Origin of the sequence: Kitasatospora sp. NPDC057738 (assembly GCF_042798815.1) — a bacterium.
In the GTDB taxonomy this organism is placed as follows: domain Bacteria; phylum Actinomycetota; class Actinomycetes; order Streptomycetales; family Streptomycetaceae; genus Kitasatospora; species Kitasatospora lactacystinica.
Genome location: NZ_JBHVJT010000039.1, coordinates 59,784 through 83,199 on the forward strand (window position 1 = coordinate 59,784; position 23,416 = coordinate 83,199).

A 23,416-nucleotide genomic window follows, 5' to 3' on the forward strand; every position below is an offset into this window, starting at 1 on the left:
GGAGGGGGGGGGGGGGGGACGCCCCCCCCCCTCTTTTCTCCCCCCCCCCCCCCCCCTTCCTCCCCCCCCCCCCCGATCGGGTGTGTGCTGCGAGGCTCAGGCCGCGGCGGGGAGCTCGTCGAGGCCTTCGGAGACGAGCTTGGCGAGGCGGTCGAGGGCGTCGTCGGCGTTCTCGGCGTCGGAGGCGAGGATGACCTCGTCGCCGCCCTGGGCGCCCAGGCCGAGGAGGCCGAGCATGGAGGCGGCGTTGACCGGGTTGCCGCCGGGCTTGGCGATGGTGATCGGCACGCCGGTGGCCGTGACGGCCCGGACGAAGACGGAGGCGGGACGGGCGTGCAGGCCCTCGGCCCAACCGATGGTGACGCGGCGCTCAGCCATGAGACGTGCCTTTCCGGTGAAGCTGGTCACGGCCGTGCTCAGGGGGAGCGGGGGAAGCGGCCATGTTGTCTAGACCAGTGTTGCACGCAGGCGGCCCCTGGAAACCGCCGCGTTCAGGAGTTGTGATTGTTTCTTTTCGGGGCATAAAACCCGGTCGATGGCGCTGTCCACCCTGCCGTGAGCACGCGCCCGGCGCCATTCGGCCCGCCGCCGGATAACCTGACGAATGTGGAAGACCCCGCAGTGGCGAACCCCGAGCAACCCGACTATCCGCAGCACTGGGAAGCGGACATCCTGCTGCGTGACGGCGGCACGGCCCGGATCCGGCCGATCACCCCCGCCGACGCCGGCCGGCTCGTGGAGTTCTACGAGCAGGTGTCGGACCAGTCCAAGTACTTCCGCTTCTTCGCCCCCTATCCGCGGCTCTCCGACAAGGACGTCCGCCGCTTCACCCACCACGACTTCGTGAACCGGGTGGGCCTCGCGGTGGTGGTCCGGGACCGCTTCATCGCCACCGTCCGGTACGACCGGATCGACGCCGAGGGCCGCCCCTGCGACACCGGCACCGACGCCGAGGTGGCGTTCCTGGTGCAGGACGCCCACCAGGGCCGCGGCGTGGCCTCCGCCCTGCTGGAGCACATCGCGGCGGTCGCGCAGGAGCGCGGCATCCGCCGCTTCCAGGCCGAAGTGCTGCCGGAGAACCGGAAAATGGTGAAGGTCTTCACCGACGCCGGGTACACCCAGCACCGCAGCTTCGCCGACGGCGTGGTGCACCTGGAGTTCGACCTCGAACAGACCGACCGCTCGCTCGCCGTGATGCGCGCCCGCGAGCACCGCGCCGAGGCGCGCTCGGTGCAGCGGCTGCTCACCCCGCGCTCGGTGGCGGTGATCGGGGTCTCCCGCACCCCGCAGACCGTCGGCCGGGCCATCCTGCGCGACCTGCTGGGGGACGACGCCCCGGCCGACCGCGCGGTGTACGCGGTGAACCGCAACGCCGCGCCCGGCACCGAGCTGGATGGCGTCCCGGTCCACCGTTCGATTCTGGACATTCCCGGACCGGTGGACCTCGCCGTGATCGCCGTCCCCGAGGGCGCCGTCCCGGCCGCCGTCGCCGAGTGCGGCGCCCACGGGGTGCAGGGCCTGGTGGTGGTCACCGCCGGCTACGCGGAGACCGGCCCGGAGGGCCGGGACCGCCAGCGCGCGCTGGTCCGCCAGGCCCGCGCGGCCGGCATGCGGGTGATCGGCCCGAACGCCTTCGGCCTGATCAACACCGACCCGCAGCACCCGCTGAACGCCTCGCTCGCCCCGCGCCTGCCCGGTAGCGGCGGCTTCGGGATCTTCTGCCAGTCCGGCGCGATCGGCGTGGCCCTGCTGGAGGCCGCCCACAAGCGCGGCCTCGGCGTCTCCTCCTTCGCCTCGGTCGGCAACCGCTCCGACGTCTCCGGCAACGACTTCCTCCAGTACTGGGCCGAGGACGACGCCACCCAGGTGGTGCTGCTGTACCTGGAGTCCTTCGGCAACCCGCGCAAGTTCACCCGGATCGCCCGCCGGCTGGCCGCCGTCAAGCCGGTCGTGGTGGTCAAGGGCGCCCGGCACACCGGCAGCCTGCCGCCCGGCCACGCCGTCCCCGCCACCGCCACCGGCCTGCGCGACGCCACCGTGGACGCGCTGTTCGAACAGGCGGGCGTCACCCGGGTGGCGACGATCACCGAGCTGTACGACACCGGCGAGCTGCTGGCCCAGCAGCCGCTGCCACCGGGGGACCGGGTCGCGGTGGTCGGCAACTCCGACTCGCTCGGCCTGCTCACCTACGACGCCCTGCTGAGCGCCGGCCTGCGCCCGTGCACTCCCGTCGACCTCACCACCGCCGCGACCGGCGAGAACTTCCGGATCGCGCTGGACGTCGCGCTCGCCGACCCGGCCGTGGACGCGGTGATCGCCGTCGCCATCCCGCCGATCGGCACCTCCGCCCACGCCTTCATGGGCGGCCGGCTGACCGGCGAGGACGACCCGGCGATGGGCTCGGACGACCCGGAGATCGCCGCCGCCCTGCTCGAAGCGGCCCTGCGCGCCCGGGAGCTGGGCAAGCCGCTGCTGCTCACCCACCTGGCGCTGACCGACCTGCCGACCCGGCTGCGCCCCGGCGGCATCCCCGCCTACGCGGCGCCCGAGCGGGCCGTGAACGCCCTCACCCACGCCGTGCACTACGCGCAGTGGCGCCGCCGCACGGCCGAGGCCGAGGAGACGGCGCGCGTCCCCGAGCTGGACCGGATCGACGAGCCCGGCGCCCGCCGGCTGGTGGAGGCGGCGCTGAGCACCCGGGCCGCGGTGGCCGCGCGCACCCAGCCCGGCGGCGCCCGGATCACCCTGCCCGAGGCCGGGGCCCAGGAGCTGCTGGCCCGCTACGGGATCGACGTCTCCCCGGTGCGGCCGGCCCCGGACGAGGAGACGGCCGTACGGGCCGCGGGGACGCTCGGCTACCCGGTGGCCCTCAAGGCGACCGCCCCGCACCTGCGCCACCGCCCCGACCTGGGCAGCGTCCGGCTGGACCTGACCGACGAGGCGGTCCTGCGCCGCGCCCACCGCGAACTGGACGCGCTGCTCGGCGGCGCCGCGCAGGCCGAGCTGGTGGTCCAGCGGATGGCGCCGCGCGGCGTGGACACCGTGATCGCCGCCACGGTGGACCCGGCGGTCGGCGCGATCCTCTCCTTCGGCCTGGCCGGTGCGCCGGCCGAACTGCTGGGCGACACGGCGCACCGGCTGGTTCCGGCCACCGACCAGGACGTCGCCGGGCTGATCCGGGAGGTCCGGGCGGCGCCGCTGCTGTTCGGCTGGCGCGGCGCCGAGGCGGTGGACACCGGCGCGCTGGAGGAACTGCTGCTGCGGGTCTCGCAGCTGGTGGACGACGTTCCGGAGATCGCCTCGGTGGATCTCGAACCGGTGGTCGTGGCCCCGCACGGACTGGCGATCCTGGGGGCGCGGGTACGGGTCGCACCCCTGCCGGTCCGCAGCGATCTGGGCCCGCGCGCGATGAGCACGCTGTAACCTTCCTTGGTTGCGCCCTGCCCGGGCGCTGTTGTCCGAAGCTCGGCGCCGTGCCGCCCGCTTCGTCGGCGGACCATGCCAGGATGGAGATATGGCGAAGACCGGTACCACCACCACTCAGGACCTGCGCTCGGCTATCGAGCGCAGCGGCTACTACCCGGCCCTGGTGTCCGAGGCGGTCGAGTCCGCGGTGGGCCCGGAGCCGATCAGCTCCTACCTGGTGCACCAGGAGACGACGTTCGACGCCAACGAGGTGCGCCGGCACGTGACGGTGCTGGTGCTCACCCCGACCCGGTTCGTGGTGAGTCACACCGACGAGCAGTCCGGGGCCGAGGGCAGCCCGGCGGTGCCGTTCGCGACGACGTCGACGGAGAGCGTCCGGCTGGACCGGATCGGTTCGGTCGTGCTGAGCCGGATGGTGGCGAACCCCGAGACGTACACCCCGGGCACCCTGCCGCGCGAGGTGGTGCTGACGATCGGCTGGGGCGCGGTGCAGCGCCTGGACCTGGAGCCGGCCGGCTGCTCGGACCCGAACTGCGAGGCCGACCACGGCTACACCGGCTCGGCCACGGCCGACGACCTCTCCCTGCGGGTGAGCGAGGCCGGCGACGGCCCGGAGACGGTGGCCCAGGCGCTGGTGTTCGCCCGGGCGCTGTCCGACGCGACGATCAGCACCAGCCCGCGGGTCTGAGCTCCGCCGCATCCGACCGACCGCACCGCTACGAATCCGGTTCCATGTCCTTCGTTCCTGCCGACGGCTACGACGCCTTCGAGATCCTTGACCCGGCCACGGCCCCCGCGCCCCCGTACGGCAGCGGCTCGCTGTGCGACCTGCTGCCCTCGGTGGCGGCGGGGCTGGGCGTCCCCGGGTTCACCGCGACGCTCCCGATCGCCCCGGCGGACCGGGTGGTGGTGTTCCTGGTGGACGGCCTGGGCTGGGAGCTGCTGCTGCGCCACCCCGAGTACGCGCCGTTCCTGTCCTCGCTCGTCGGGAGTTCGCTGGGCGGCAGCGGCCGTCCGCTGACCGCGGGCTTCCCGTCGACCACGGCGACCTCGCTGGCCTCGGTCGGCACCGGCACGCCGCCGGGCCTGCACGGCCTGGCCGGGTACACGGTGGCGGTGCCGGGCGCCGGCTACCTGATGAACCAGCTGCGCTGGCAGCCGCCGACCGACCCGCACGCCTGGCAGCCGTACCCGACGGTCTTCGAGCGGACCCACCAGGCCGGGGTGGCGACCGCGCAGGTCTCGTCCCCGCTGTTCGCCCAGACCCCGCTGACCAGGGTGGCGCTGTCCGGCGGCACCTTCCTCGGCCGCACCACGGGCGAGGAGCGGATGGACCTGGCGGCCTCCTGGCTGGCCGAGCACGACCGGGCGCTGGTGTACACCTACGTCAGCGAGCTGGACGGTGCGGGCCACCGCTTCGGGGTGGACTCGGACGAGTGGCGGATGACGCTGGACGCGGTGGACCGGCTGGCCCGCCGGCTGGCCGCGCAGCTGCCGCCGCGCTCGGCGATGTACGTGACGGCCGACCACGGCATGATCGACATCGCGCCGGAGGACCGGATCGACTTCGACGAGGACTGGGAGCTGGGCGCCGGCGTCGCCCTGCTCGGCGGCGAGGGCCGGGCCCGGCACGTGTACGCGGTGCCCGGTGCGGCGGCCGATGTGCACGCGGTCTGGAGCGAGGTGCTGGGCGACCGGATGTGGGTGGCCACCCGGGACCGGGCGATCGAGGCGGGCTGGTTCGGTCCGACGGTGGACGAGCGGGTGTACGCCCGGATCGGCGACGTGGTGGCCGCGGCGCGCGACGACATCGCGATCGTCGCCTCCCGCAACGAGCCCGGCGAGTCCGCGATGATCGGTCTGCACGGTTCGATGACCCCGGTCGAGCAGTTCGTGCCGCTGCTCGAAGTCCGCGGTTAGCCGGGCCGCGCCGCCCACTTGACTTATCTGTGCCCGAACTCCCTTGATTTGAAAGGCCTTTGCTCCACCCATGGCTGAACTGGTGTTCTTCTCGGGCACGATGGACTGCGGCAAGTCGACGCTGGCGCTGCAGATGGACCACAACCACACCGCGCGCGGCCGGCAGGGCGTGATCCTCACCCGCAACGACCGGGCGGGCGCGGCGACGATCTCCAGCCGGCTGGGCCTGCGCGCCGACGCGGTCGAGGTGACGGACGACTTCGACTTCCACGCGCACGTGGTGCAGCGGATCTCGGCCGGCGGGCGGGTGGACTACCTGATCTGCGACGAGGCGCAGTTCTTCGCCGCCGAACAGGTCGACCAGCTGGCCCGGGTGGTGGACGAGATGGGCATCGACGTCTACACCTTCGGCATCACCACCGACTTCCGCACCCGGCTGTTCCCGGGCTCGCAGCGGCTGATCGAGCTGGCCGACCGGGTGGAGGTGCTCCAGGTCGAGGCGCTGTGCTGGTGCGGCGCCCGGGCCACCCACAACGCCCGGACGGTCGGCGGCGTGATGGTGGTCGAGGGCGCGCAGGTGGTGATCGGCGACATCTCGGTGGACCGGGACGAGGTCGGCTACGAGGTGCTGTGCCGCCGCCACCACCGCCGCCGGCTGACCGCCGCGACGGCGCGCGCCTCGGTGCTCTCCCCGGACGTGCTGCCCTTCGAGGAGCAGCAGGCCTGAGGGGAACGGCAGGCCCGAGGGGACCGGCAGGCCGGAGCGGAGCAGCAGGCCCGGGAGGGCCGGCGGCCCGCAGGCACCGGCGCCCCCCGGACGGCCGCGGCCGCTACGGAATCACTTCCAGCACGGAGAAGTGCCCGCCCTGCGGGTCGGCGAGCCGGGCGGCGCGGCCGCGGGCGGTGTCGTGCGGTTCGACCAGGACCCGGCCGCCGAGCTCCACGGCGTGACGGGCGGCCAGCCCGGCGTCGCGGACCACGAAGTGGGTGCGCCAGCGCGGCGGGTGGCCGCGCAGCTCGGCGCGGTGCCGGATGCCGGCGACCGGCCGCTCGTTCACCAGCAGTGCGGTCTCGTCCGCGGTGGAGCGGACCGGGCGGCCGAACACGGTGGAGTAGAAGGCGGCGGCGCCCTGTGCGTCGGGGGTGAGCAGTTCGGCCCAGGCCGGGGCGCCCGGTTCGCGGCCGGCCTCCCGGCCGAGGTGCTCCTCGCCCTGCCAGAGGCCGAAGACCGCACCGGAGACGTCGGCGGCGATGGCCATCCGCCCGGCGCGTTCGGCCTGGAGCGGTCCGACGGCGACGGTCCCGCTGCACTCGCGGACCAGCTGGGCGGTGCGGTCGGCGTCGTCCACGGCGAAGTAGGTGGTCCACTGCACCGGGAAGCCGGTGGCGGTGGAGACGCCGAGGCCGGCCACCGGCGCTCCGTCGAGCTCGGCCCGGACGTAGTCGCCGAGCTGCCCGGGCCCGGGCGTGTACGTCCAGCCGAGCAGGGCGCCGTAGAAGGCGCGGGCGCCGGGCAGGTCGTCGGTCAGCAGGCTGACCCAGCAGGGCGTGCCCTGGGCCAGTCGGAGTTCCACGGCGGGCAATGCGGGCCTCCTCGTGGGTGGTTGGCGCACGGAAATCCACGCGCGCGAGGGTGATGCTTCCACCCTGGCGGGCGCCCAACCCTCGGGCCGCGCGGAGAATCCGGCAAAGACCCCACAAAGAGCGGCGGTTCGGGCGTGTCCCGACGGATTCCGTCGGATTTCGCGGGTCGGACTACGGCAAGGAGCCGGATGCCCCGTCGCCGGCGCCGCGCTGCGCGACAATGGCCGCCATGACCACCACCTACAACGACGGTTCCCCGCTGATCTCCGCGGCCGAGCTGCGGGAGGCGCTGGCCTCCGCGCTGCCGCCGGTGCTGCTGGACGTGCGCTACCAGCTGGTCGGCGCCGCGCCGGGCGGCCCGACCGCGGCCGAGGAGTACCGGGCCGGTCACCTGCCCGGCGCCCACTTCGTCGAGCTGGACCGGGACCTGGCCGCCCCGCCCCGCGCCCCCGGCCGTGGCCGCCTCCCCCCCCTGCCCGACCCTAGGGAGTTCGGCGCGGCGATGCGCCGCTTCGGGGTGAGTGCGCTGCGCCCGGTCGTGGTGTACGACGGCGCGGCCTCGATGGCGGCGGCCCGGGCCTGGTGGCTGCTGCGCTGGGCCGGGCACCGGGACGTCCGGGTGCTGGACGGCGGGTTCGCGGCCTGGCAGGGGGCCGGGCTGCCGGTGTCGACCGAGCCGCCGGAGCCGGGGGAGGGCGACTTCAAGCCGGTGCCGGGGCAGCTGCCGACGGTGGACGGGGACGGCGCCGCGGCCCTGGCGCGCGGCGGCCTGCTGCTGGACGCCCGGTCCGGGGAGCGCTACCGGGGCGAGAGCGAGCCGGTGGACCCGCGGGCCGGGCACATCCCGGGCGCGGTCTCGGCGCCGACGGCCGGGAACGTGGGCCCGGACGGCCGGTTCCGGCCGGCCGCCGAGCTGGCCGCCCGGTTCCGGGCGCTGGGCGCGGGGGAGCGGGAGACCGCGGTGTACTGCGGTTCGGGCGTGACGGCGGCGCACCAGATCCTGGCGCTGGAGGTGGCGGGTCTGCCGGCCGTGCTGTACCCGGGCTCGTGGAGCGAGTGGTCGAGCGACGAGTCGCGTCCGGTGGCGGTCACCGAGCAGCCGGGCTGAGCCTGCGCGCACCCTGCGGCGGGATCCCCCGACGGGTGCGCAGCGGTAGGGGGCGCCGGCTCGGCCGACGCCCCCCACCAGCGTGCTGCTGCGCTACTACTCCTGCTTCTTGCGCCGGCTGCCGAAGACGATCTCGTCCCAGCTGGGCACGGTGGCCCGGCGGCCGGGCCGGACGCCGTCCGCCTCGGCCTGCCGGTCGGTGGTGCCGACCAGGCGCTCACGGTGCGGGGCGACGGCGCGCGGCATCAGGATGTCGGCGTAGGCCGAGCCCGCGCCGACGGCCGGGGCGGCCGCCGCAGCGGCCTCCTCGCTCTCCTCGGCGACCTCGGCGGGCACCGGTTCGATCGGGGCGGGGGCGCCGACGGCGAGGTCGCCGCGGAAGGCGGGGACCACGTCGAGCAGGCTGGTCAGCGAGTCCCGGGCCTCGGCGGTGGCCTCCCGCGACTCGCGGACCTCGCGGGCCGACATGATGCGGTCGGCCGAGGGCCGGTCGATCATCGGGCGGGGCGGCCGCTCGTGGGGGAGCCGGGCGATCCGCGGGATGAACGGGAAGACCGACTCCTCCTCGCGCTCGACGTTCTCGCCGATCAGCGCGCGGGCCTCGTCGTCGTTGGGCTGGACCAGGCGCCGGGGCGGGTCGTACGTCCAGGAGGCGCTGCGGCCCTCGCCGTCGGCCCGGTAGGAGAGGATGACCTCCCAGGTGCCGTCGTCGCGCCGCCAGGAGTCCCAGCGCTCGGTCTCCTTCTCGGCGCCGCGCAGCGCGAGCCGCTCGGCGACGGCCTCGCCGAGCTGCGGACCGGGGGACTCGCCGTTGCGGCGGATCGCGGTCTTGCGGGCGCGCTCGGCCATGAAGGCGCGCTCGGCGAGCACCGGGCCCTCGAAGCGGCGGACGCGGTCGACGGAGATGCCGGCCGCCTGGGCGACCTCCTCGGCGGAGGCACCGGCTCGTATCCGGGCCTGGATGTCCCGGGGCCGCAGATGGCTCTCGACCTCGATCTCGATCTGGCCGAGGCGCGGACGGTCCCCGCGGATGGCGGCACGCAGCCGCTCATCGATGGGAAGGGTGTACTCCGTGCTGTCGGCAGCCTTGAGCACCAGCCGTGTGCCGTCGTTGCTGACGGCCACAACCCGCAGTTCGGGCACGGTTACCTCCCGGGTGGTGCCTGCCGACGTCACCTGCGTCGCTGCTCCCGTACTGAGTGTGGCCTGCCCACTGGCGACTGGCCACAACCTTGCTGAGTTCCCCGGCGTGTCGGGCTTATGCCCGCGCGCGCCGCTGTGGCACGGTTGCCTTTTTGCCACGCCGTCCGTCGGCGTCGCGCCTGGGTGTCCCGGCCGTCCTCGCACGCGGAGTGTTCGCGACGATCCGGGACCGGCGTCGCCGTGCGTGCCCGTTCAGTGGCTCCTCGTCAAGCTACCGGTGTAGACGTAGTCGACAAGTCGACCCAAGGCTCGGGCTTTACGAACAGTACTCCATTCGTGGCATCCAGCGGGGCGGCTCGCCGCTCAAGTCTCCCGCGATTCACGGGAATCTCAAGAGCGCGCTCCCCCAATGGCGGACCACCGTCGGATGAACGGTGATCATCTTCACACAATCCGGGTGCGGAGAACCGCATTTTCGTCCCTTGTGTCCTTCTTTGTGCAAGATGGAGAGCCTTGTTCGAGGAACAGTCGTACGGACCGAGGGATGTTGATGCCGGAGCGGAGCCCCGCCGAGGAGGGCGGAAAGGTCAAGGAGGAGCGCAGGCGCATCGATCTGAGTGTGGCTCAGGTCGCGGCGAGTGCGCTGGCCACGGTGGTGGGCGCGCTGCTGGCCTCCGAGCTGGGGGTGTACGGCACGATCCTGGGCGCCGCCGTGGTGAGCATCGGGGCCACCACCGGTGGCGCGGTGTTCCAGCACATCTTCAAGCGGACCGGTGAGCAGCTGCGCGAGGCGGTGGACCGGGGGCCGAACCAGGCCGTCAACACCCTGCGGCAGGCGCCGGTGGAGACCGGGCCGTCCGGGACGCGGGCGCAGCCGCCGGTGATCACCTCGGAGTGGAACGAGCCGCAGGTGGTGCGGGCGCGCCGGCGGTGGGGCTGGAAGACGTACGCGGCGGTGTCCGGGCTGGTCTTCGTGCTGGCGATGGCGCCGATCGTGGCGTTCGAACTGGCCACCGGGCAGCCGGTGTCGGCGACGGTCAAGGGCGAGTCCGGCAACGGCACGTCCTTCGGCGGGGCGCTGACGTCCAAGTCCGACAAGTCCGACCGGCCGCAGGACGCCCCGACGGACCGGCCCGCCCCGGGCGGCCGCCCGGGCCAGGACACCGCGCCGTCCGGCGGGGCCTCGGCCCCGGCGACCACCAGGCCGAGCCGGGAGCCGGGCGACACGCCGAGCACCGGCGCGGGGACGGCCTCGCCCTCGGCGGGCCCGGGCGCGACCCCGTCGGCCGGCGCCTCCCCGTCGGCGGGCGGCGGGAAGCCCGGCGGCGGCACGACCCCGCAGCCGCCGGCGCCGAGCGAGGCCCCGGCGAGGGAGCCGCTGAAGGAGCCGGCGAAGGCGCCGGTGGCCCCGCCGTCGGCCGGCGGGACCGCCGCGACCTCCTAGGAGACGGTCTAGGCGCCCAGCACCCGGCGCAGGTAGTCGTTGCCGAACACCCGCTGCGGGTCGACCTCGTCGCGCAGCGCGGTGAAGTCGCCGAAGCGCGGGTAGACGCCGGCCAGGTACTCGGCGTCGCGGGTGTGCAGCTTGCCCCAGTGCGGCCGGCCCTGATGGGCGGTCATCAGCTGTTCGACGCCGGTGAAGTAGCCCTGGTCGGCGGTGCCCCGGTAGAGGTGGACGGCGATGTAGGCGCTGTCCCGGCCGGAGGCGGTGGAGAGCCAGAGGTCGTCGGCGGGGGCGAAGCGCACCTCGACCGGGAAGCTGACCTTCCAGTCGGAGCGCTCGACCAGGGCCTTCAGTTCGCGCAGCACCTCGCCGACGGCCGCGCGCGGCACCGCGTACTCCATCTCCACGAAGCGGACCTTGCGCGGGCTGGTGAACACCTTGTACGCGGTGTCGGTGAAGCTGCGCTCGGACCAGGCCCGGCTGGCCATCGAGGCGATGGAGGGGATCGAGCCGGGGAAGCGCCGGCCGACCCGGCAGGCGCCCTCCCAGACGGTGTTGGAGAGGAAGTCGTCCTCCAGCCACTCCTTGAACCGGGGCAGCGGGGCGGCCGGGCCCTGACTGCGGTTGTTGCGCTTGGTGGCGCAGCGGTCGGTGTGCGGGAACCAGTAGAACTCGAAGTGCTCGTTGACGGCGGTGAGGTCGTCCAGGCGCTCCAGCACCTCGTCGAAGCCCATCGGCTGTTCGTGCGCGGTGAGCAGGAAGGCCGGCTCGACGCCGAAGGTGAGCGCGGTGATCACGCCGAGGGCGCCGAGGCCGAGCCGGGCGCCCTGGAAGAGCCGGGGGTTCTCGGTGGGGGAGCAGCGCCGGACGGTGCCGTCGGCGAGGACGATCTCCAGGGCGCGGATCTGGGCGGCCAGCGAGCCGGAGTCGCGGCCGGTGCCGTGGGTGCCGGTGCTGGTGGCGCCGGCCACGGTCTGGACCTCGATGTCGCCCATGTTGGTCAGCGAGAGGCCCTCGGCGGCGAGGACCCGGTTGAGCCGGTGCAGCGGGAGGCCGGACTCGACGGTGATGGTGCCGGCCTCGCGGTCGATCCCGCGGACGGCGGTGAGCGCGTGCGGGCGGATCTGGACGCCGTCGCCGGCGGAGGCGATGGAGGTGAAGGAGTGGCCGGAGCCGACGGCCTTGACGGTGCGGCCCTGTTCGGCGGCCCGCAGGATCTCCTTGGCCAGTTCCTCCGCGGTGCCGGGGGCGGCGGCCCGGGCGGGCCGGGCGCTCTGGTTGCCGGCCCAGTTGGTCCACCGGGCGGGGGTCGCGGTACTGGCCTGGGGCATTGCGCTGCCTCCTGCTCCGTGGCCGAACGGGTCGGCGCGGTCCGGGGCGGCGCTACCGCCCTACCCGCCGGTACGGCCCGCGGGTAGGGCGAGAGACTAGTCAGTTCACCGGTCGGCGTCTACGGGTCGTCCGGCCCCGTCGGCCGCAGCCTCGGCGGTGGGTTCGGTGGCCAGTCCGGCGCGCAGCCGGGCGAGGCCGGCGAGGGCGGCGACCACGCCGAGCAGGCCGGCGGCCAGCGGCACCCAGTAGCCCGCGGCGGCTCCGGAGGCGTCGACCACCCAGCCGCCGGCCGAGGACCCGACCGCGACGCCGAGGGCCAGGCCGGTGGTGGTCCAGGTCATGCCCTCGGTCAGCTGGGAGGCCGGGACGAGCCGTTCGACCAGGGCCATCGCGGTGATCAGGGTGGGGGAGATGGCGATGCCGGCGATCAGCAGCGCGGCGCCGACCGCGACCAGCCCGCCGACGCCGTGCACCGCGTGGGCGACCAGCAGCAGCGGAACCATGCTGACCGCCATGAACAGGACGCCGACGAGGAAGCGCACCGCCATCGAGCCGGTGAGCTTGAGGGTCCCGAAGACCACCCCGGCCAGGCAGGAGCCGAGCGCCCACAGGGCGAGGATCACGCTGGAGATCGACTTGTGGCCCTGGGCCTCGGCGTAGGCGACGGTGACCACCTCGACCGAGCCGAAGATCGCGCCGGTGGCGACGAAGGTCACGATCAGCACCTGGAGGCCGCGGTTGAGGATGACCGAGCCGCCCGCGTGCCGGGCGGCCGGGTGGACCGGCGGCTCGGTGGAGCGCTGCCCGGCGAACAGCAGCACGCCGACGGCGAGGAAGATCCCGGCGAGCAGCACGCCGGCCTCGGGGAAGACGGAGGTGGCCAGGCCGATGGAGAGGATCGGGCCGACGATGAAGCAGACCTCGTCGACCACGGCCTCGAAGGAGTAGGCGGTGTGCAGCTTGCCGGTGTCCTCGCGGTAGAGGTGGGCCCAGCGGGCGCGGACCATCGCACCGGTGCTGGGCATCACTCCCATGCCGGCGGCGAAGAGGAACAGCGTCCAGTCCGGGGCCTCCAGCCGGGCGCAGAGCAGCAGGCCGGTGACGGCGACGATGGTGATCGCCATGGCGGGGACGATGATCCTCCGCTGGCCGTGCCGGTCCACCAGCCGGGAGACCTGGGGGCCGAGGATCGCGGCGGAGACCGCGAGGCAGGCGGAGACCAGGCCGGCCACTCCGTAGGAGCCTCTGAGCTGGGACAGCATGGTCACGATGCCGATCCCGGTCATGGAGATCGGCAGCCGGGAGACGAAGCCGGTGGAGGAGAAGGCCAGAGTGCCGGGGGAGGCGAATATCTGGCGGTAGCTGGACAGCACGGGAGCTCCGGGCAGGGGGAGTAAGGAACAAGGCTGGCAAACACAGCTTACGTACGTTGGCAAACGGTATTTTCCGGACACCCGCGCGGCCCCCGCGACGGCACCCGGCCCCTCAGTGGCAGGATCGGTGCCATGTCCGACGCGCGCAAACCCTCCCCCTCCGGCGCCGCCCCGTACGACGCCCTGCTGCTGCTCTCCTTCGGCGGGCCCGAGGGCCCCGAGGACGTCGTCCCGTTCCTGGAGAACGTCACCCGCGGCCGCGGCATCCCCAAGGAGCGGCTGAAGGAGGTGGGCAAGCACTACTTCATGTTCGGCGGGGTCAGTCCGATCAACGGGCAGAACCGCGAGCTGCTCGCCGCGCTGCGCAAGGACTTCGCCGAGCACGGGCTGGACCTGCCGGTGTACTGGGGCAACCGGAACTGGGCGCCCTACCTGGTCGACACCCTGCGGGAGCTGGCCGCCGACGGCCACCGCCGGATCGCGGTGCTCGCCACCAGCGCCTACGCCGGCTACTCGGGCTGCCGCCAGTACCGGGAGAACCTGGCCGACGCGCTGGCCGCGCTCGCCGAGGAGGGCGTGCCCGCTCTGCGGGTCGACAAGCTGCGGCACTTCTACAACCACCCGGGCTTCGTCGAGCCGATGACCGACGCCGTCCTGGCCGCCCTGGAGGAGCTGCCCGAGGCCGTCCGTCCCGGCGCCCGGCTGGCGTTCACCACCCACTCCGTCCCGGACTCGATGGCCGAGACCTCCGGCGCCCCGGACGACCCGGCCCGCGGCGAGCCCGGCGGCGCGTACGTCGCCCAGCACCTGGACGTGGCCCGGCTGATCGCCGCCGCGGTGGCCGACCGCACCGGCGTGGCCGAGCGGCCGTGGGAGCTGGTGTACCAGAGCCGCAGCGGGGCCCCGCACACCCCGTGGCTGGAACCCGACGTCTGCGACCACCTGGAGGCCCAGCACGCCGACGGCGCGCCCGCCGTGGTCATGGTCCCGATCGGCTTCGTCTCCGACCACATGGAGGTCAAGTACGACCTCGACACCGAGGCCGTGGCCAAGGCCGCCGAGCTCGGCCTGCCGGTGGCCCGGGCCGCCACCGTCGGCGCCGACCCCCGGTTCACCGCCGCGGTGCGCGAGCTCGTCCTGGAGCGGGCCGCCGTCGAGCGCGGCGAGCGGGTGACCCGCTGCGCCCTCGGCACCCTCGGCCCCAGCCACGACGTGTGCGCGGTGGCCTGCTGCCCGAACCCGCGCGCCCCGCGTCCGGCGGTCGCCGAGCACTGACCGCCCGTCCCGCGCGCCCGGTCCGTCCCGCGCGCCCGGTCCGTCCCGCGCGCCCGGTCCGTCCCGCGTGCCCTGGCCGCCCCGCGCGCCCCGTCCGTCCTGCCGTCCCGTCCGTCCCGTCGCTCCGGAGGAGAACCCCGTGCCCACCCCCGCCCTGTCCGACGACCGGCTCCTCGACGACCTGCTGGAGGTCGCCCTGGACGCGGCCCGGCAGGCCGGCGCGCTGCTGCGCGACGGCCGCCCCGCCGACCTCGGCGTGGCCGGCACCAAGAGCAGCCCGGTCGACGTGGTCACCGAGATGGACCTCGCCTCCGAGAAGCTCGTCCTGGAGCTGATCACCGACCGCCGCCCGGAGGACGGCTACCTCGGCGAGGAGGGCGCCGAGCGGCCGGGCACCAGCGGGGTCCGCTGGGTCGTGGACCCGCTCGACGGGACGGTCAACTACCTGTACGGGCTGCCCTCCTGGGCGGTCAGCGTGGCCGCCGAGGTGGACGGCCGCGCGGTCGTCGGCGTGGTGTACGCCCCGGCCCGCGGCGAGCTGTTCCACGCCGTCCTGGGCCGCGGTGCCCGCCTCGACGGCCGGCCGGTCTCGGCCCGCCCGGCCCCGCCCTGGGGCCAGGCGCTGATCGCCACCGGTTTCAACTACGTCCAGTCGGTGCGGGTCCGGCAGGCCGAGGTGCTGCTGGCGCTGATGCCGCAGGTGCGCGACATCCGCCGGGGCGGGGCGGCCGCGGTGGACCTGTGCGACGTCGCCGCCGGGCGGCTGGACGGCTACTACGAGCGCGGCCTCGCCCCCTGGGACCGGGCGGCCGGCTGCCTGATCGCCGCCGAGGCCGGGGCCCTGGTCGGCGGCCGTCCCGGGCACGGCCCCGACGGCGAGCTGACCGTGGCCGCCGCCCCCGGGGTGTACGAGCCGCTCCAGGAGCGGCTGGCCGCGCTGCGCGCCTGGGCGGACTGACCGGTTCCGGCCGCCCCGCCCGCGGAACCCGCGGGTCCGGGCGGGGCGGCCCCGGACATGCGAAGAGCCCTGGCATACGGGGAATGCCAGGGCCTGGGTTTCGCACGGCCCCCGCAGGGCCGCTGGTGCCGGAGATCCGGCGACTGGTCGGTGTGCCGGACGGGTCAGGCAGCGGTGCGGTGGCGCTCCAGCACCGTGTCCACGCCGTGCTCGGCGGCGAGTCGGCGGAGGTCGTCCAGCTCGGACTGCTCCACCTCGGCGAGGAACTCGTCCCCGGCCTCGATCGCGCGGTGCAGATCCTGCTCGGCGTTGGCTATGCGCTGCAGGATTCCGGCCTTGAAGGCGTCCATACGGGCCCCCTTACTGTGTCGGACGTGCACGGTCGTGCGCTCTCCGCCCCGAGGAGGTCCAGCCGGTGAAAGCACCGAGCCCGGATGGTGGTGAAGGTCCGGATAGGTGCGGAGACGGCCCTTCGGCCGCTCCCGGTGATGTCCCAGCCCCAGGGCCGGCGCGGATGAACGCACGGCGGGTGGGTGCGACCGGCCGTCAGCCAGATCGCGGGTGTGCAGCTGTCCTCCCCGCCCCGGAGGGCGGGAAACCTCCCGGCGGAAGAAAGTTGCCTGTGTCACAGTCCAAGCGGAGTGCTGCGGGTGCGAACGGTGACGGCCGGGGGCTCCGGCTCCGTGCCCGAGGGGCAGCTTATCGCTGCTTTACCGCCGGACCAGGCAGGATGGAGGCACCGTCGGAGCCGCGCGTCCGCTTTCCGGGGCCGGCCTGGAGAAGGGACAACGACCGTGCGGGTTCTCGTCGTCGAGGACGAGCAGCTGCTTGCCGAGGCCGTCGCGACCGGCCTGCGCCGCGAGGCGATGGCCGTCGACGTGGTGTACGACGGGGAGGCCGCGCTCCAGCGCATCGCGGTCAACGACTACGACGTCGTCGTCCTGGACCGCGATCTTCCGCTGGTGCACGGGGACGACGTCTGCCGCAAGGTGGTCGAGCAGGGCCTGGCCACCCGGGTGATCATGCTGACCGCCTCCGGCGACATCAGCGACCGGGTCGAGGGCCTGGAGATCGGCGCGGACGACTACCTTCCGAAGCCGTTCGCCTTCAGCGAACTCGTCGCCCGGGTAAGGGCGCTGGGCCGCCGTGCGACCGTCCCGCTGCCCCCGGTGCTGGAACGCGCCGGCATCTCGGTCGACCCCGGCCGGCGCGAGGTGATCCGCGACGGACGCACCGTCCAGCTCGCCCCCAAGGAGTTCGCCGTCCTGGAGGTGCTGATGCGGGCCGGCGGCGCCGTCGTCTCGGCCGAGCAGCTCCTGGAGAAGGCCTGGGACGAGCACACCGACCCGTTCACCAACGTCGTGCGCGTCACCGTGATGACGCTGCGCCGCAAGCTCGGCGACCCGCCGGTGATCGTCACCGTGCCGGGCTCCGGCTACCGGATCTGACGACCGGAGTCCGCCCGACCCCGGACTCCCCGCCGTACGCGCCCGCCCCGGCGGACGCCCCGAGAGGACCATCATGACCACCCCGCCCCCGGCCGGCGGGGCCTCCGGCGCGCCCGCCGGCGGCCCGCGTGCCGTCCCGCCGAAGCCCCTGACCCCGCCGCGCGTCCACCGCCCCGGGCACTACACCCCCGGCGACGGCATGCTCGCCTGGCTGCCCTTCCGCCCCACCATCCGGATGCGGCTCACCCTGCTCTACGGCGGGATGTTCCTGATGGCCGGCGTGGTGCTGCTGCTCCTGATGTACGTGTTCTTCCAGGACGCCGTCTCGTACCTGGCGCCGCGCAAGCTGGTCTTCGACGGCAGCCTCCGGGTCACCAGCCCCGACGGCGTCAGCACCACCATGAACAGCGCGGACTACAACCAGTGGCAGGCCGCCGACTACCTGGCGCGCTCGAACTCCGCGCTCAACACCCTGCTGCGCAAGTCGCTGACCATGCTGGTCTGCCTCGCCGTGATCGCCTTCGCGGCGGGCTACGCGATGGCCGGCCGGGTGCTGCGCCCGCTCGGCCGGATCACCCGCACCGCCCGCGACGTGGCCTCCTCCGACCTGCACCGCCGGATCGAGCTGGACGGCCCGGACGACGAGCTCAAGGAGCTCGCCGACACCTTCGACGGCATGCTGGACCGGCTGGACCGCTCCTTCGACTCCCAGCGGCGCTTCGTCGCCAACGCCTCGCACGAGCTGCGCACCCCGCTGGCGATCAACCGCACCCTGCTGGAGGTCCAGCTCTCCGACCCGGCGGCCTCGTCCGACCTCCAGCAGCTGGGGAGGACCCTGCTGGCCACCAACGAGCGCAGCGAGCAGCTGGTCGAGGGCCTGCTGCTGCTCGCCCGCAGCGAGAACGAGCTGACCGACCGGCGCCCGGTGGAGCTGTCCGAGGTGGCCACCCGGGCGCTGGAGCAGACCCGCGGCGAGGCCGACAAGCGCGAGGTCGAGCTGCGCGCGAAGCTCGATCCGGCCATGGCCGCCGGCAACGGCGTGCTGCTGGAGCGCCTCGCGCTCAACCTGCTGCAGAACGCCGTGCGCTACAACACCCCGGGAGGCTGGGTCGAGCTGGCCACCACGGCGGTGCCCGGCGGCGGCGAGCTGGTGGTCTCCAACACCGGCCCGATGGTGCCCGGGTACGAGCTGGAGCACATCTTCGAGCCGTTCCGCCGGATCAAGGGTGCCGACCGCACCCGCAGCGACAAGGGGGTCGGGCTCGGCCTGTCCATCGTCCGCTCGGTGGTGCGCGCCCACGGCGGCACCATCGAGGCCACGCCGCGCGCCGGTGGCGGACTCACCATGAGGGTCCGCATCCCCTCTCCGTAAGGGTCGAACGACCCTTCCGTAGGCGACCGTTCCCAGCCGCCCCCGCCAGGCCCGTCAAGACGACATAAGGCCTGGCGGGGGCGGCTTGTCTTTTCCGGCCCGAGCAACTTACGGTGTCGTAACCTACGCAACCGTAGGTGAATCCGTCGGCGGCCCGTCGGCGGGTCCGCACGAAGTGTCCCCGTCTCAACGCGCCCGTCCCAGCGCGTGCCGTCCCCTCAGGAGCAAGACCGTGACCATCGCCCCTGTGCAGAGCAGCAGCTCCCCGCTCGTCGCGAGCGGCTGGACCGACGCGCGGCTGATCCTCGCCCTCGAAGAGGTCGTCGAGAAGGAGCTCAACCGCCACCTGGCCGTGGCGAAGGAGTGGATGCCCCACGAGTTCGTCCCGTGGAGCCAGGGCCGCGACTTCGACGGCGTGCTGGGCGGCGAGGCCTGGTCGCTGGAGCAGTCCCGGGTGACGGCGGTGGGCCGGGTGTCGCTGGTGGTGAACCTGCTGACCGAGGACAACCTGCCCAGCTACCACCACGAGATCGCGACCATGTTCGGCCGCGAGGGCGCCTGGGGCACCTGGGTGCACCGCTGGACGGCCGAGGAGGGGCGCCACGGGATAGCGATCCGCGACTACCTGCTCGCCACCCGGGCGGTCGACCCGGTGGAGCTGGAGCGGGCCCGGATGAGCCACATGTCCGAGGGCTTCGAGTCCGACAACGCGCACAGCATGCTGCACTCGGTCGCGTACGTGGCCTTCCAGGAGCTCGCCACCCGCATCGCGCACCGCAACACCGGCAAGTACGCCGGCGACCCGCTCTGCGAGCAGCTGCTGGCGAAGATCGCCAACGACGAGAACCTCCACATGGTCTTCTACCGGAACCTGCTGAAGGCCGCCCTGGAGATCGCCCCGGACCAGGCCATGCGGGCCGTCACTGACGTCGTCACCGACTTCCGGATGCCCGGCCACGGAATCCCCGGCTTCGAGCGCGCCGCCGCGCAGATCGCCATCGGCGGGGTGTACAACCTGCGTATCCACCACGACGACGTGCTCCAGCCGGTGCTGCGCCACCTCAAGGTCATGGAGATCGGCGGGCTCGGCCCGGAGGGCCTGCTGGCGCAGAACGAGCTGGGCGTCTTCCTGGACGGGCTGGACGATCAGGCCCGGAAGTTCGAGGAGCGCCAGGCCGCCCTGCTGGCCCGCCGCGCGGCCCGGAGGACCGCCGGCTGAGGCCCGGCACCGGGCGGTCGGAGTGGGTGGATTTTCCGTGATTTGACCAGGAAGATTCTTAACGTGACCAAGCTCACATCGTGTCGCTCCGCGATTCCGGGCAACCCCGGAGAGTGATCACCGGCCCAGGGGTGCCGATCGCCGTCCGTGACCGGATTTCGGCCCCCGGCCGGTCCGCGGGATCGGTCGGTCTCCCTGGTGGGCACGGGATTTCTCAGGCGCCCGCACCGGTCTTGCTCACTGTCCGTGTCTGGTTTATCGGGTCCGACAGGGGTCGGCGATGGCCCAGCGTGAGGCCTTCCGCAGGCCCGGGGATCACCCCGATGGAGCCCGGGCTGAGTGTCGATTGAGTAACAGGGCTTGAAGTAAGGCAAAATCTCCGCCTCGGGTCGGGCACAAGACCGACCCCCCATGCGTTACGTGCGCTGGAGATACCGCACACACCGCACAACCCGGAGGGGGAGAGCGACAAATGGCAACCGACTACGACACCCCACGCAAGACCGACGATGACGTCAACGAGGACAGCATCGAAGAGCTCAAGGCTCGGCGGAACGACAAGGGCGGCAGCTCTGTCGACGTCGACGAGTTCGACGCCGCGGAGGGCATGGAGCTTCCCGGCGCCGACCTCTCGAACGAGGAGCTCGCCGTCCGTGTCCTGCCGAAGCAGGCCGACGAGTTCACCTGCATGAGCTGCTTCCTGGTTCACCACCGCAGCCAGCTCTACAGCGAGAAGAACGGCAACCCGATCTGCCGGGACTGCGGCGCCTGAGCACCGCGGCGGACAGGGCCCGGTGCCCGCGGCTGCGCCCGCGGGACCGGCACACCGCTCCTTCCGGCCCCGGGCAGCGGGGCCGGACGGCAGGTCCGGGTACCGTCCGGCAGGACGGGCCCGGCAGGACGGAGTCGGCCGGGAACCCGGTCAGGACAAAGTCGTAGGGACGGTCCCGCAGCAGCGGAACCGTCCCTCTCCGTTTGTCCGGCCTCTTCGGTTCGTCCGGCCGGCGTCTTCGTCCGGCCCGGGTCCTGGCCCGGCCGGCTCGGGCCCGCCTCAGGTGCGGGCGCCGCGCCGGGCGTCCTCCAGGGCCTCCGCCAGCTTCATCGGCGAGCGGGTCGACAGGTACAGGTACGGCGTCGGGTCGGCCGGGTCGGTCACCTCGACCCGCAGCGCCGTCGGGACGTAGCTGCGCAGCAGCATGAAGGCGCGCGGATCGGCCTTCGGGCCGCGCCAGGCCGCCGCCTCGGCGGGGCTCAGGGCCTGAGCGTCGCCGAGCGCGTCCACCGGGATCCGGGCCGGGCCGGCCACCAGTGAGCCCTGGACCACGCGGATGCGGGCCGAGCCGTAACTGCTGATCGCGACCGCGCCGGCGGCGATGCCGACCACCAGCCCGATCAGCGCGGCCGGACCGCTGACCCGGATCAGGATCAGCGCGAGCGTGAGACCCACCGCGATCGGGAGCAGCCACCAGGAACGCGGCACCGTGAGGCGTTCGTCGTACATGCCCCCCATTGTGGTCGCCCTGACGTCCGGCGCGGGACGCCACCCCCACCGGAGGCCCCCTACCCCTGGGTAGGGTTGGCCCCCGTGACCGGTACGACAGCCCCCAGCACCCCCACCGACCGGCCGGCGCCCGTCATGCCGCCGACCCCGACCACCCCGCCGCCGGACGCCGTCCTGCCGGAGCGCCACCCCCGGGCGCCCGCCCCCGGCACCCGGCTCGGCTCCCACTACGAGCACTGCTTCGGCTGCGGCCCGCAGCACCCCGGCGGCCTGCGGATCGACGCGGTCGCCGGCGAGGGACTCGACGTCACCGCCGAGTTCGCCGTCCGCGACGCCCACCAGGGCGGCCCGGGCCTGGCCCACGGCGGGCTGCTGACCACCGCCATGGACGAGACCCTCGGCACGCTCAACTGGCTGCTGCACGCCCCCGCCGTGACCGGCCGGCTGGAGACCGACTTCCTCAGCCCGGTACCCGTCGACTCGGTGCTGCACCTGCGCGCCTGGATCACCGGTGTGCACGGCCGCAAGATCTACAGCGCCGCCGAGGCGCGGATCGGCGGCCCGGACGGACCGCTCGCCGTCCGCGCGCAGGCCCTCTTCATCCAGGTGAAGCTGGAACACTTCACCACGCACGGTCGTCCCGAGGACATCGAGAAGGTCCTCGACGACCCGGATCTGATGAAGCGCGCACGAGCCTTTGAGGTGAACCCTTGAGTGATACCCCCCGCCCGCAGCTGGACGTCCTGATCAAGCGCATCGACCCCGAGCTGCCGCTGCCCGCCTACGCGCAGCCCGGGGACGCCGGTGCCGATCTGCGCACCACCGTCGACGCCGAGCTGGCGCCCGGCGAGCGGGCCGTCCTGCCCACCGGCATCGCCGTCGCCCTGCCGGACGGCTACGCGGCCTTCGTCCACCCCCGGTCCGGGCTCGCAGCTCGTTGCGGCGTTGCCCTCGTGAACGCCCCGGGGACGGTCGATGCCGGGTACCGTGGAGAGATCAAGGTGATCGTCGTCAATCTGGACCCGCGCGAGGGGGTCAGCTTCCGCCGAGGGGACCGGATCGCCCAGCTGGTGATCCAGCAGGTCGAGAAGGCCCGTTTCCACGAGGTGGAGGAGCTGCCTGGGTCGGCACGTGCCGAGGGCGGGTTCGGGTCGACCGGCGGCCACGCCGCGGTCTAGCATGCCCGCGGCCTCGCAGGAAGCCGAGCAGGTATTCGCATCGGTCTTGGACCGGGAAGGACAGTGACCGTGTTCCGTCGTCGCCAGAAGAGCGAGGACGCTGTCGAGCAGCTCGCCGACGACGCCATCAGCGCCGACGAGACGGCCGATGACGTCGAAGGTTCCGCCGAGAGCGAGAACGTGACCGAGCTGGACCCGGCCGACAGGGTCGGCCTGCCGCCGGCCCCCCGGCCGGACGGTCCGTGGGACCACTCCGAGCTCGAGAACCCCGAGGAGGGGCGAGTCGACCTCGGGGGTCTGCTGGTCCCCGGTGTCGAGGGCATGGAGCTGCGCGTCGAGGTCGCCGGTGACGCGATCGTGGCCGCCACCCTCGTGCTCGGCAACAGCGCCATCCAGCTCCAGGCCTTCGCGGCCCCGAAGTCCGAGGGCATCTGGGGGGAGGTCCGGGAGGAGATCGCCAACGGCATCACCTCGCAGGGCGGCCTCATCGAGGAGGAGGAGGGCCCGCTCGGCTGGCACCTCCGCGCCCAGGTCCCGGTGCAGCTGCCGGACGGCACCCAGGGTGTGCAGCTGGTGCGGTTCGTCGGCTGCGACGGCCCGCGCTGGTTCCTGCGCGGTGTGATCTCGGGCCAGGCCGCGGTGCAGCCGGAGATGGCCGGGATCCTGGAGCAGGTCTTCCGGCAGACGGTCGTCGTGCGCGGCGAGTCCCCGATGGCTCCCCGTGACCCGATCGTCCTGAAGCTTCCCGAGGATGCCCAGATGGTCGCCGACGGTGGCGGGGCCGCCGCCGCCGGCGGCGAGGGCGACAACCGCTTCGGCGGCACCTCGCTCGACCCGTTCGCACGCGGTCCGGAGATCACCGAGGTCCGCTGACCCGGCTCCGACCGGCCTCGACCGGCACCGATCGCCCCTGCCCGGATCCCCGGGCAGGGGCGATTTGCATGTGACGGGCCGGTCCCCGTACAGTTCCGGAGTCGCCGCGGGAGACCGGGGCGGCAAAGCGGAAAGCAAATCCGATGAATGAAACTCCGGAAAACGGGGCGGAAAACATCTGATAAGCTGGAAACACGAAAGAACGAAGCCCGGAGGGTCCGCTGGAAGGCGGTCCGAAGGAAGCGTCCGTTCCTTGAGAACT

Annotated in this window: 22 protein-coding genes; 15 read left to right on the forward strand and 7 right to left on the reverse strand. The window is 73.6% G+C overall.

The window, feature by feature from the left end; genetic code table 11:
* Positions 1-96: 96 nt before the first annotated feature.
* The gene (locus tag ACFVGO_RS21720) at positions 97-378 is read right to left on the reverse strand and encodes an HPr family phosphocarrier protein (protein ID WP_049653316.1); all 282 of its coding nucleotides are present in this window, start codon (positions 376-378) and stop codon (positions 97-99) included.
* 228 nt (positions 379-606) lie between these two features.
* On the opposite strand from ACFVGO_RS21720, the gene ACFVGO_RS21725 reads away from it, so the two are divergent.
* From ACFVGO_RS21725 to ACFVGO_RS21740, 4 genes are all read left to right on the forward strand, one after another.
* On the forward strand, positions 607-3,423 hold the full coding sequence (locus ACFVGO_RS21725) for a GNAT family N-acetyltransferase (protein WP_359913257.1): 2,817 nt from the start codon (positions 607-609) through the stop codon (positions 3,421-3,423).
* A gap of 91 nt (positions 3,424-3,514) precedes the next feature.
* On the forward strand, positions 3,515-4,114 hold the full coding sequence (locus ACFVGO_RS21730) for a DUF5998 family protein (RefSeq protein WP_359913254.1): 600 nt from the start codon (positions 3,515-3,517) through the stop codon (positions 4,112-4,114).
* A gap of 44 nt (positions 4,115-4,158) precedes the next feature.
* The gene (locus tag ACFVGO_RS21735; protein WP_359913253.1) at positions 4,159-5,346 is read left to right on the forward strand and encodes a nucleotide pyrophosphatase/phosphodiesterase family protein; all 1,188 of its coding nucleotides are present in this window, start codon (positions 4,159-4,161) and stop codon (positions 5,344-5,346) included.
* A 70-nt stretch (positions 5,347-5,416) separates the two neighbouring features.
* Positions 5,417-6,073 carry a thymidine kinase gene (locus ACFVGO_RS21740; RefSeq protein ID WP_359913251.1) on the forward strand — a complete coding sequence of 219 codons (657 nt, stop codon included), beginning with the start codon at positions 5,417-5,419 and terminating at the stop codon, positions 6,071-6,073.
* Positions 6,074-6,176: 103 nt separating this feature from the next.
* Here the strand turns inward: ACFVGO_RS21740 and ACFVGO_RS21745 are convergent, their stop codons facing one another.
* A complete protein-coding gene (locus tag ACFVGO_RS21745) occupies positions 6,177-6,920 on the reverse strand; it encodes a VOC family protein (RefSeq protein ID WP_359913263.1) in 744 nt (247 codons plus the stop codon).
* A gap of 239 nt (positions 6,921-7,159) precedes the next feature.
* On the opposite strand from ACFVGO_RS21745, the gene ACFVGO_RS21750 reads away from it, so the two are divergent.
* Positions 7,160-8,038 carry a sulfurtransferase gene (locus ACFVGO_RS21750; protein WP_380633475.1) on the forward strand — a complete coding sequence of 293 codons (879 nt, stop codon included), beginning with the start codon at positions 7,160-7,162 and terminating at the stop codon, positions 8,036-8,038.
* Between the two features lie 96 nt (positions 8,039-8,134).
* On the opposite strand, the gene sepH is transcribed toward ACFVGO_RS21750, so the two are convergent.
* Positions 8,135-9,214 (reverse strand): septation protein SepH, encoded by a 1,080-nt coding sequence (sepH, locus tag ACFVGO_RS21755; protein ID WP_359913245.1) that lies wholly within the window; start codon positions 9,212-9,214, stop codon positions 8,135-8,137.
* A 517-nt stretch (positions 9,215-9,731) separates the two neighbouring features.
* On the opposite strand from sepH, the gene ACFVGO_RS21760 reads away from it, so the two are divergent.
* The gene (locus ACFVGO_RS21760; protein ID WP_359913242.1) at positions 9,732-10,625 is read left to right on the forward strand and encodes a hypothetical protein; all 894 of its coding nucleotides are present in this window, start codon (positions 9,732-9,734) and stop codon (positions 10,623-10,625) included.
* Positions 10,626-10,633: 8 nt separating this feature from the next.
* Here the strand turns inward: ACFVGO_RS21760 and ACFVGO_RS21765 are convergent, their stop codons facing one another.
* Together ACFVGO_RS21765 and ACFVGO_RS21770 are read right to left on the reverse strand one after the other, a co-directional pair.
* Positions 10,634-11,956 (reverse strand): D-arabinono-1,4-lactone oxidase, encoded by a 1,323-nt coding sequence (locus ACFVGO_RS21765; protein ID WP_359913239.1) that lies wholly within the window; start codon positions 11,954-11,956, stop codon positions 10,634-10,636.
* Between the two features lie 105 nt (positions 11,957-12,061).
* Positions 12,062-13,330 carry an MFS transporter gene (locus ACFVGO_RS21770; RefSeq protein WP_359913237.1) on the reverse strand — a complete coding sequence of 423 codons (1,269 nt, stop codon included), beginning with the start codon at positions 13,328-13,330 and terminating at the stop codon, positions 12,062-12,064.
* 132 nt (positions 13,331-13,462) lie between these two features.
* On the opposite strand from ACFVGO_RS21770, the gene ACFVGO_RS21775 reads away from it, so the two are divergent.
* Positions 13,463-14,605, forward strand: a complete 1,143-nt coding sequence (locus ACFVGO_RS21775) for a ferrochelatase (protein ID WP_359913235.1) — start codon at positions 13,463-13,465, stop codon at positions 14,603-14,605.
* Positions 14,606-14,744: 139 nt separating this feature from the next.
* On the forward strand, positions 14,745-15,563 hold the full coding sequence (locus ACFVGO_RS21780; RefSeq protein ID WP_359913233.1) for an inositol monophosphatase family protein: 819 nt from the start codon (positions 14,745-14,747) through the stop codon (positions 15,561-15,563).
* Between the two features lie 164 nt (positions 15,564-15,727).
* On the opposite strand, the gene ACFVGO_RS21785 is transcribed toward ACFVGO_RS21780, so the two are convergent.
* Positions 15,728-15,913, reverse strand: a complete 186-nt coding sequence (locus ACFVGO_RS21785) for a hypothetical protein (protein WP_030057688.1) — start codon at positions 15,911-15,913, stop codon at positions 15,728-15,730.
* A 444-nt stretch (positions 15,914-16,357) separates the two neighbouring features.
* Here ACFVGO_RS21785 and ACFVGO_RS21790 point away from each other — a divergent pair, with 444 nt between their 5' ends.
* The 4 genes from ACFVGO_RS21790 (at position 16,358) to ACFVGO_RS21805 (ending at position 20,374) form a co-directional block, all read left to right on the forward strand.
* Entirely contained in the window at positions 16,358-17,011 is a 654-nt protein-coding gene (locus tag ACFVGO_RS21790; protein WP_359913230.1) for a response regulator transcription factor, read from the forward strand.
* A gap of 73 nt (positions 17,012-17,084) precedes the next feature.
* The gene (locus ACFVGO_RS21795; RefSeq protein ID WP_359913228.1) at positions 17,085-18,383 is read left to right on the forward strand and encodes a HAMP domain-containing sensor histidine kinase; all 1,299 of its coding nucleotides are present in this window, start codon (positions 17,085-17,087) and stop codon (positions 18,381-18,383) included.
* Positions 18,384-18,615: 232 nt separating this feature from the next.
* Positions 18,616-19,602 (forward strand): acyl-ACP desaturase, encoded by a 987-nt coding sequence (locus ACFVGO_RS21800; RefSeq protein ID WP_380633479.1) that lies wholly within the window; start codon positions 18,616-18,618, stop codon positions 19,600-19,602.
* Positions 19,603-20,074: 472 nt separating this feature from the next.
* Positions 20,075-20,374 carry a DUF4193 domain-containing protein gene (locus tag ACFVGO_RS21805; protein ID WP_329924615.1) on the forward strand — a complete coding sequence of 100 codons (300 nt, stop codon included), beginning with the start codon at positions 20,075-20,077 and terminating at the stop codon, positions 20,372-20,374.
* Between the two features lie 279 nt (positions 20,375-20,653).
* Here ACFVGO_RS21805 and ACFVGO_RS21810 read toward each other — a convergent pair whose 3' ends face one another.
* Positions 20,654-21,103 carry a DUF3093 domain-containing protein gene (locus tag ACFVGO_RS21810; protein ID WP_380350893.1) on the reverse strand — a complete coding sequence of 150 codons (450 nt, stop codon included), beginning with the start codon at positions 21,101-21,103 and terminating at the stop codon, positions 20,654-20,656.
* Between the two features lie 135 nt (positions 21,104-21,238).
* Here ACFVGO_RS21810 and ACFVGO_RS21815 point away from each other — a divergent pair, with 135 nt between their 5' ends.
* The 3 genes from ACFVGO_RS21815 to ACFVGO_RS21825 all read left to right on the forward strand — a co-directional run bounded on the left by ACFVGO_RS21815 (position 21,239) and on the right by ACFVGO_RS21825 (position 23,154).
* The gene (locus tag ACFVGO_RS21815) at positions 21,239-21,817 is read left to right on the forward strand and encodes a PaaI family thioesterase (RefSeq protein WP_359913260.1); all 579 of its coding nucleotides are present in this window, start codon (positions 21,239-21,241) and stop codon (positions 21,815-21,817) included.
* Complete coding sequence (dut, locus tag ACFVGO_RS21820) at positions 21,814-22,281, forward strand: dUTP diphosphatase (protein ID WP_030239204.1); 468 nt, start codon at positions 21,814-21,816, stop codon at positions 22,279-22,281. The genes ACFVGO_RS21815 and dut overlap by 4 nt, the downstream gene beginning before the upstream one ends.
* 69 nt (positions 22,282-22,350) lie before the next feature.
* Complete coding sequence (locus ACFVGO_RS21825) at positions 22,351-23,154, forward strand: DUF3710 domain-containing protein (RefSeq protein WP_359913217.1); 804 nt, start codon at positions 22,351-22,353, stop codon at positions 23,152-23,154.
* Positions 23,155-23,416: the final 262 nt, after the last annotated feature.

Bases quoted from the DNA above. Each gene is read 5' to 3' on its own strand.
- ACFVGO_RS21720 (WP_049653316.1), bottom strand. From the start codon at position 378: ATGGCTGAGCGCCGCGTCACCATCGGTTGGGCCGAGGGCCTGCACGCC.
- ACFVGO_RS21730 (WP_359913254.1), top strand. From the start codon at position 3,515: ATGGCGAAGACCGGTACCACCACCACTCAGGACCTGCGCTCGGCTATC.
- ACFVGO_RS21735 (WP_359913253.1), top strand. From the start codon at position 4,159: ATGTCCTTCGTTCCTGCCGACGGCTACGACGCCTTCGAGATCCTTGAC.
- ACFVGO_RS21740 (WP_359913251.1), top strand. From the start codon at position 5,417: ATGGCTGAACTGGTGTTCTTCTCGGGCACGATGGACTGCGGCAAGTCG.
- ACFVGO_RS21750 (WP_380633475.1), top strand. From the start codon at position 7,160: ATGACCACCACCTACAACGACGGTTCCCCGCTGATCTCCGCGGCCGAG.
- ACFVGO_RS21760 (WP_359913242.1), top strand. From the start codon at position 9,732: ATGCCGGAGCGGAGCCCCGCCGAGGAGGGCGGAAAGGTCAAGGAGGAG.
- ACFVGO_RS21765 (WP_359913239.1), bottom strand. From the start codon at position 11,956: ATGCCCCAGGCCAGTACCGCGACCCCCGCCCGGTGGACCAACTGGGCC.
- ACFVGO_RS21775 (WP_359913235.1), top strand. From the start codon at position 13,463: ATGTCCGACGCGCGCAAACCCTCCCCCTCCGGCGCCGCCCCGTACGAC.
- ACFVGO_RS21785 (WP_030057688.1), bottom strand. From the start codon at position 15,913: ATGGACGCCTTCAAGGCCGGAATCCTGCAGCGCATAGCCAACGCCGAG.
- ACFVGO_RS21795 (WP_359913228.1), top strand. From the start codon at position 17,085: ATGACCACCCCGCCCCCGGCCGGCGGGGCCTCCGGCGCGCCCGCCGGC.
- ACFVGO_RS21805 (WP_329924615.1), top strand. From the start codon at position 20,075: ATGGCAACCGACTACGACACCCCACGCAAGACCGACGATGACGTCAAC.
- ACFVGO_RS21810 (WP_380350893.1), bottom strand. From the start codon at position 21,103: ATGTACGACGAACGCCTCACGGTGCCGCGTTCCTGGTGGCTGCTCCCG.
- ACFVGO_RS21815 (WP_359913260.1), top strand. From the start codon at position 21,239: ATGCCGCCGACCCCGACCACCCCGCCGCCGGACGCCGTCCTGCCGGAG.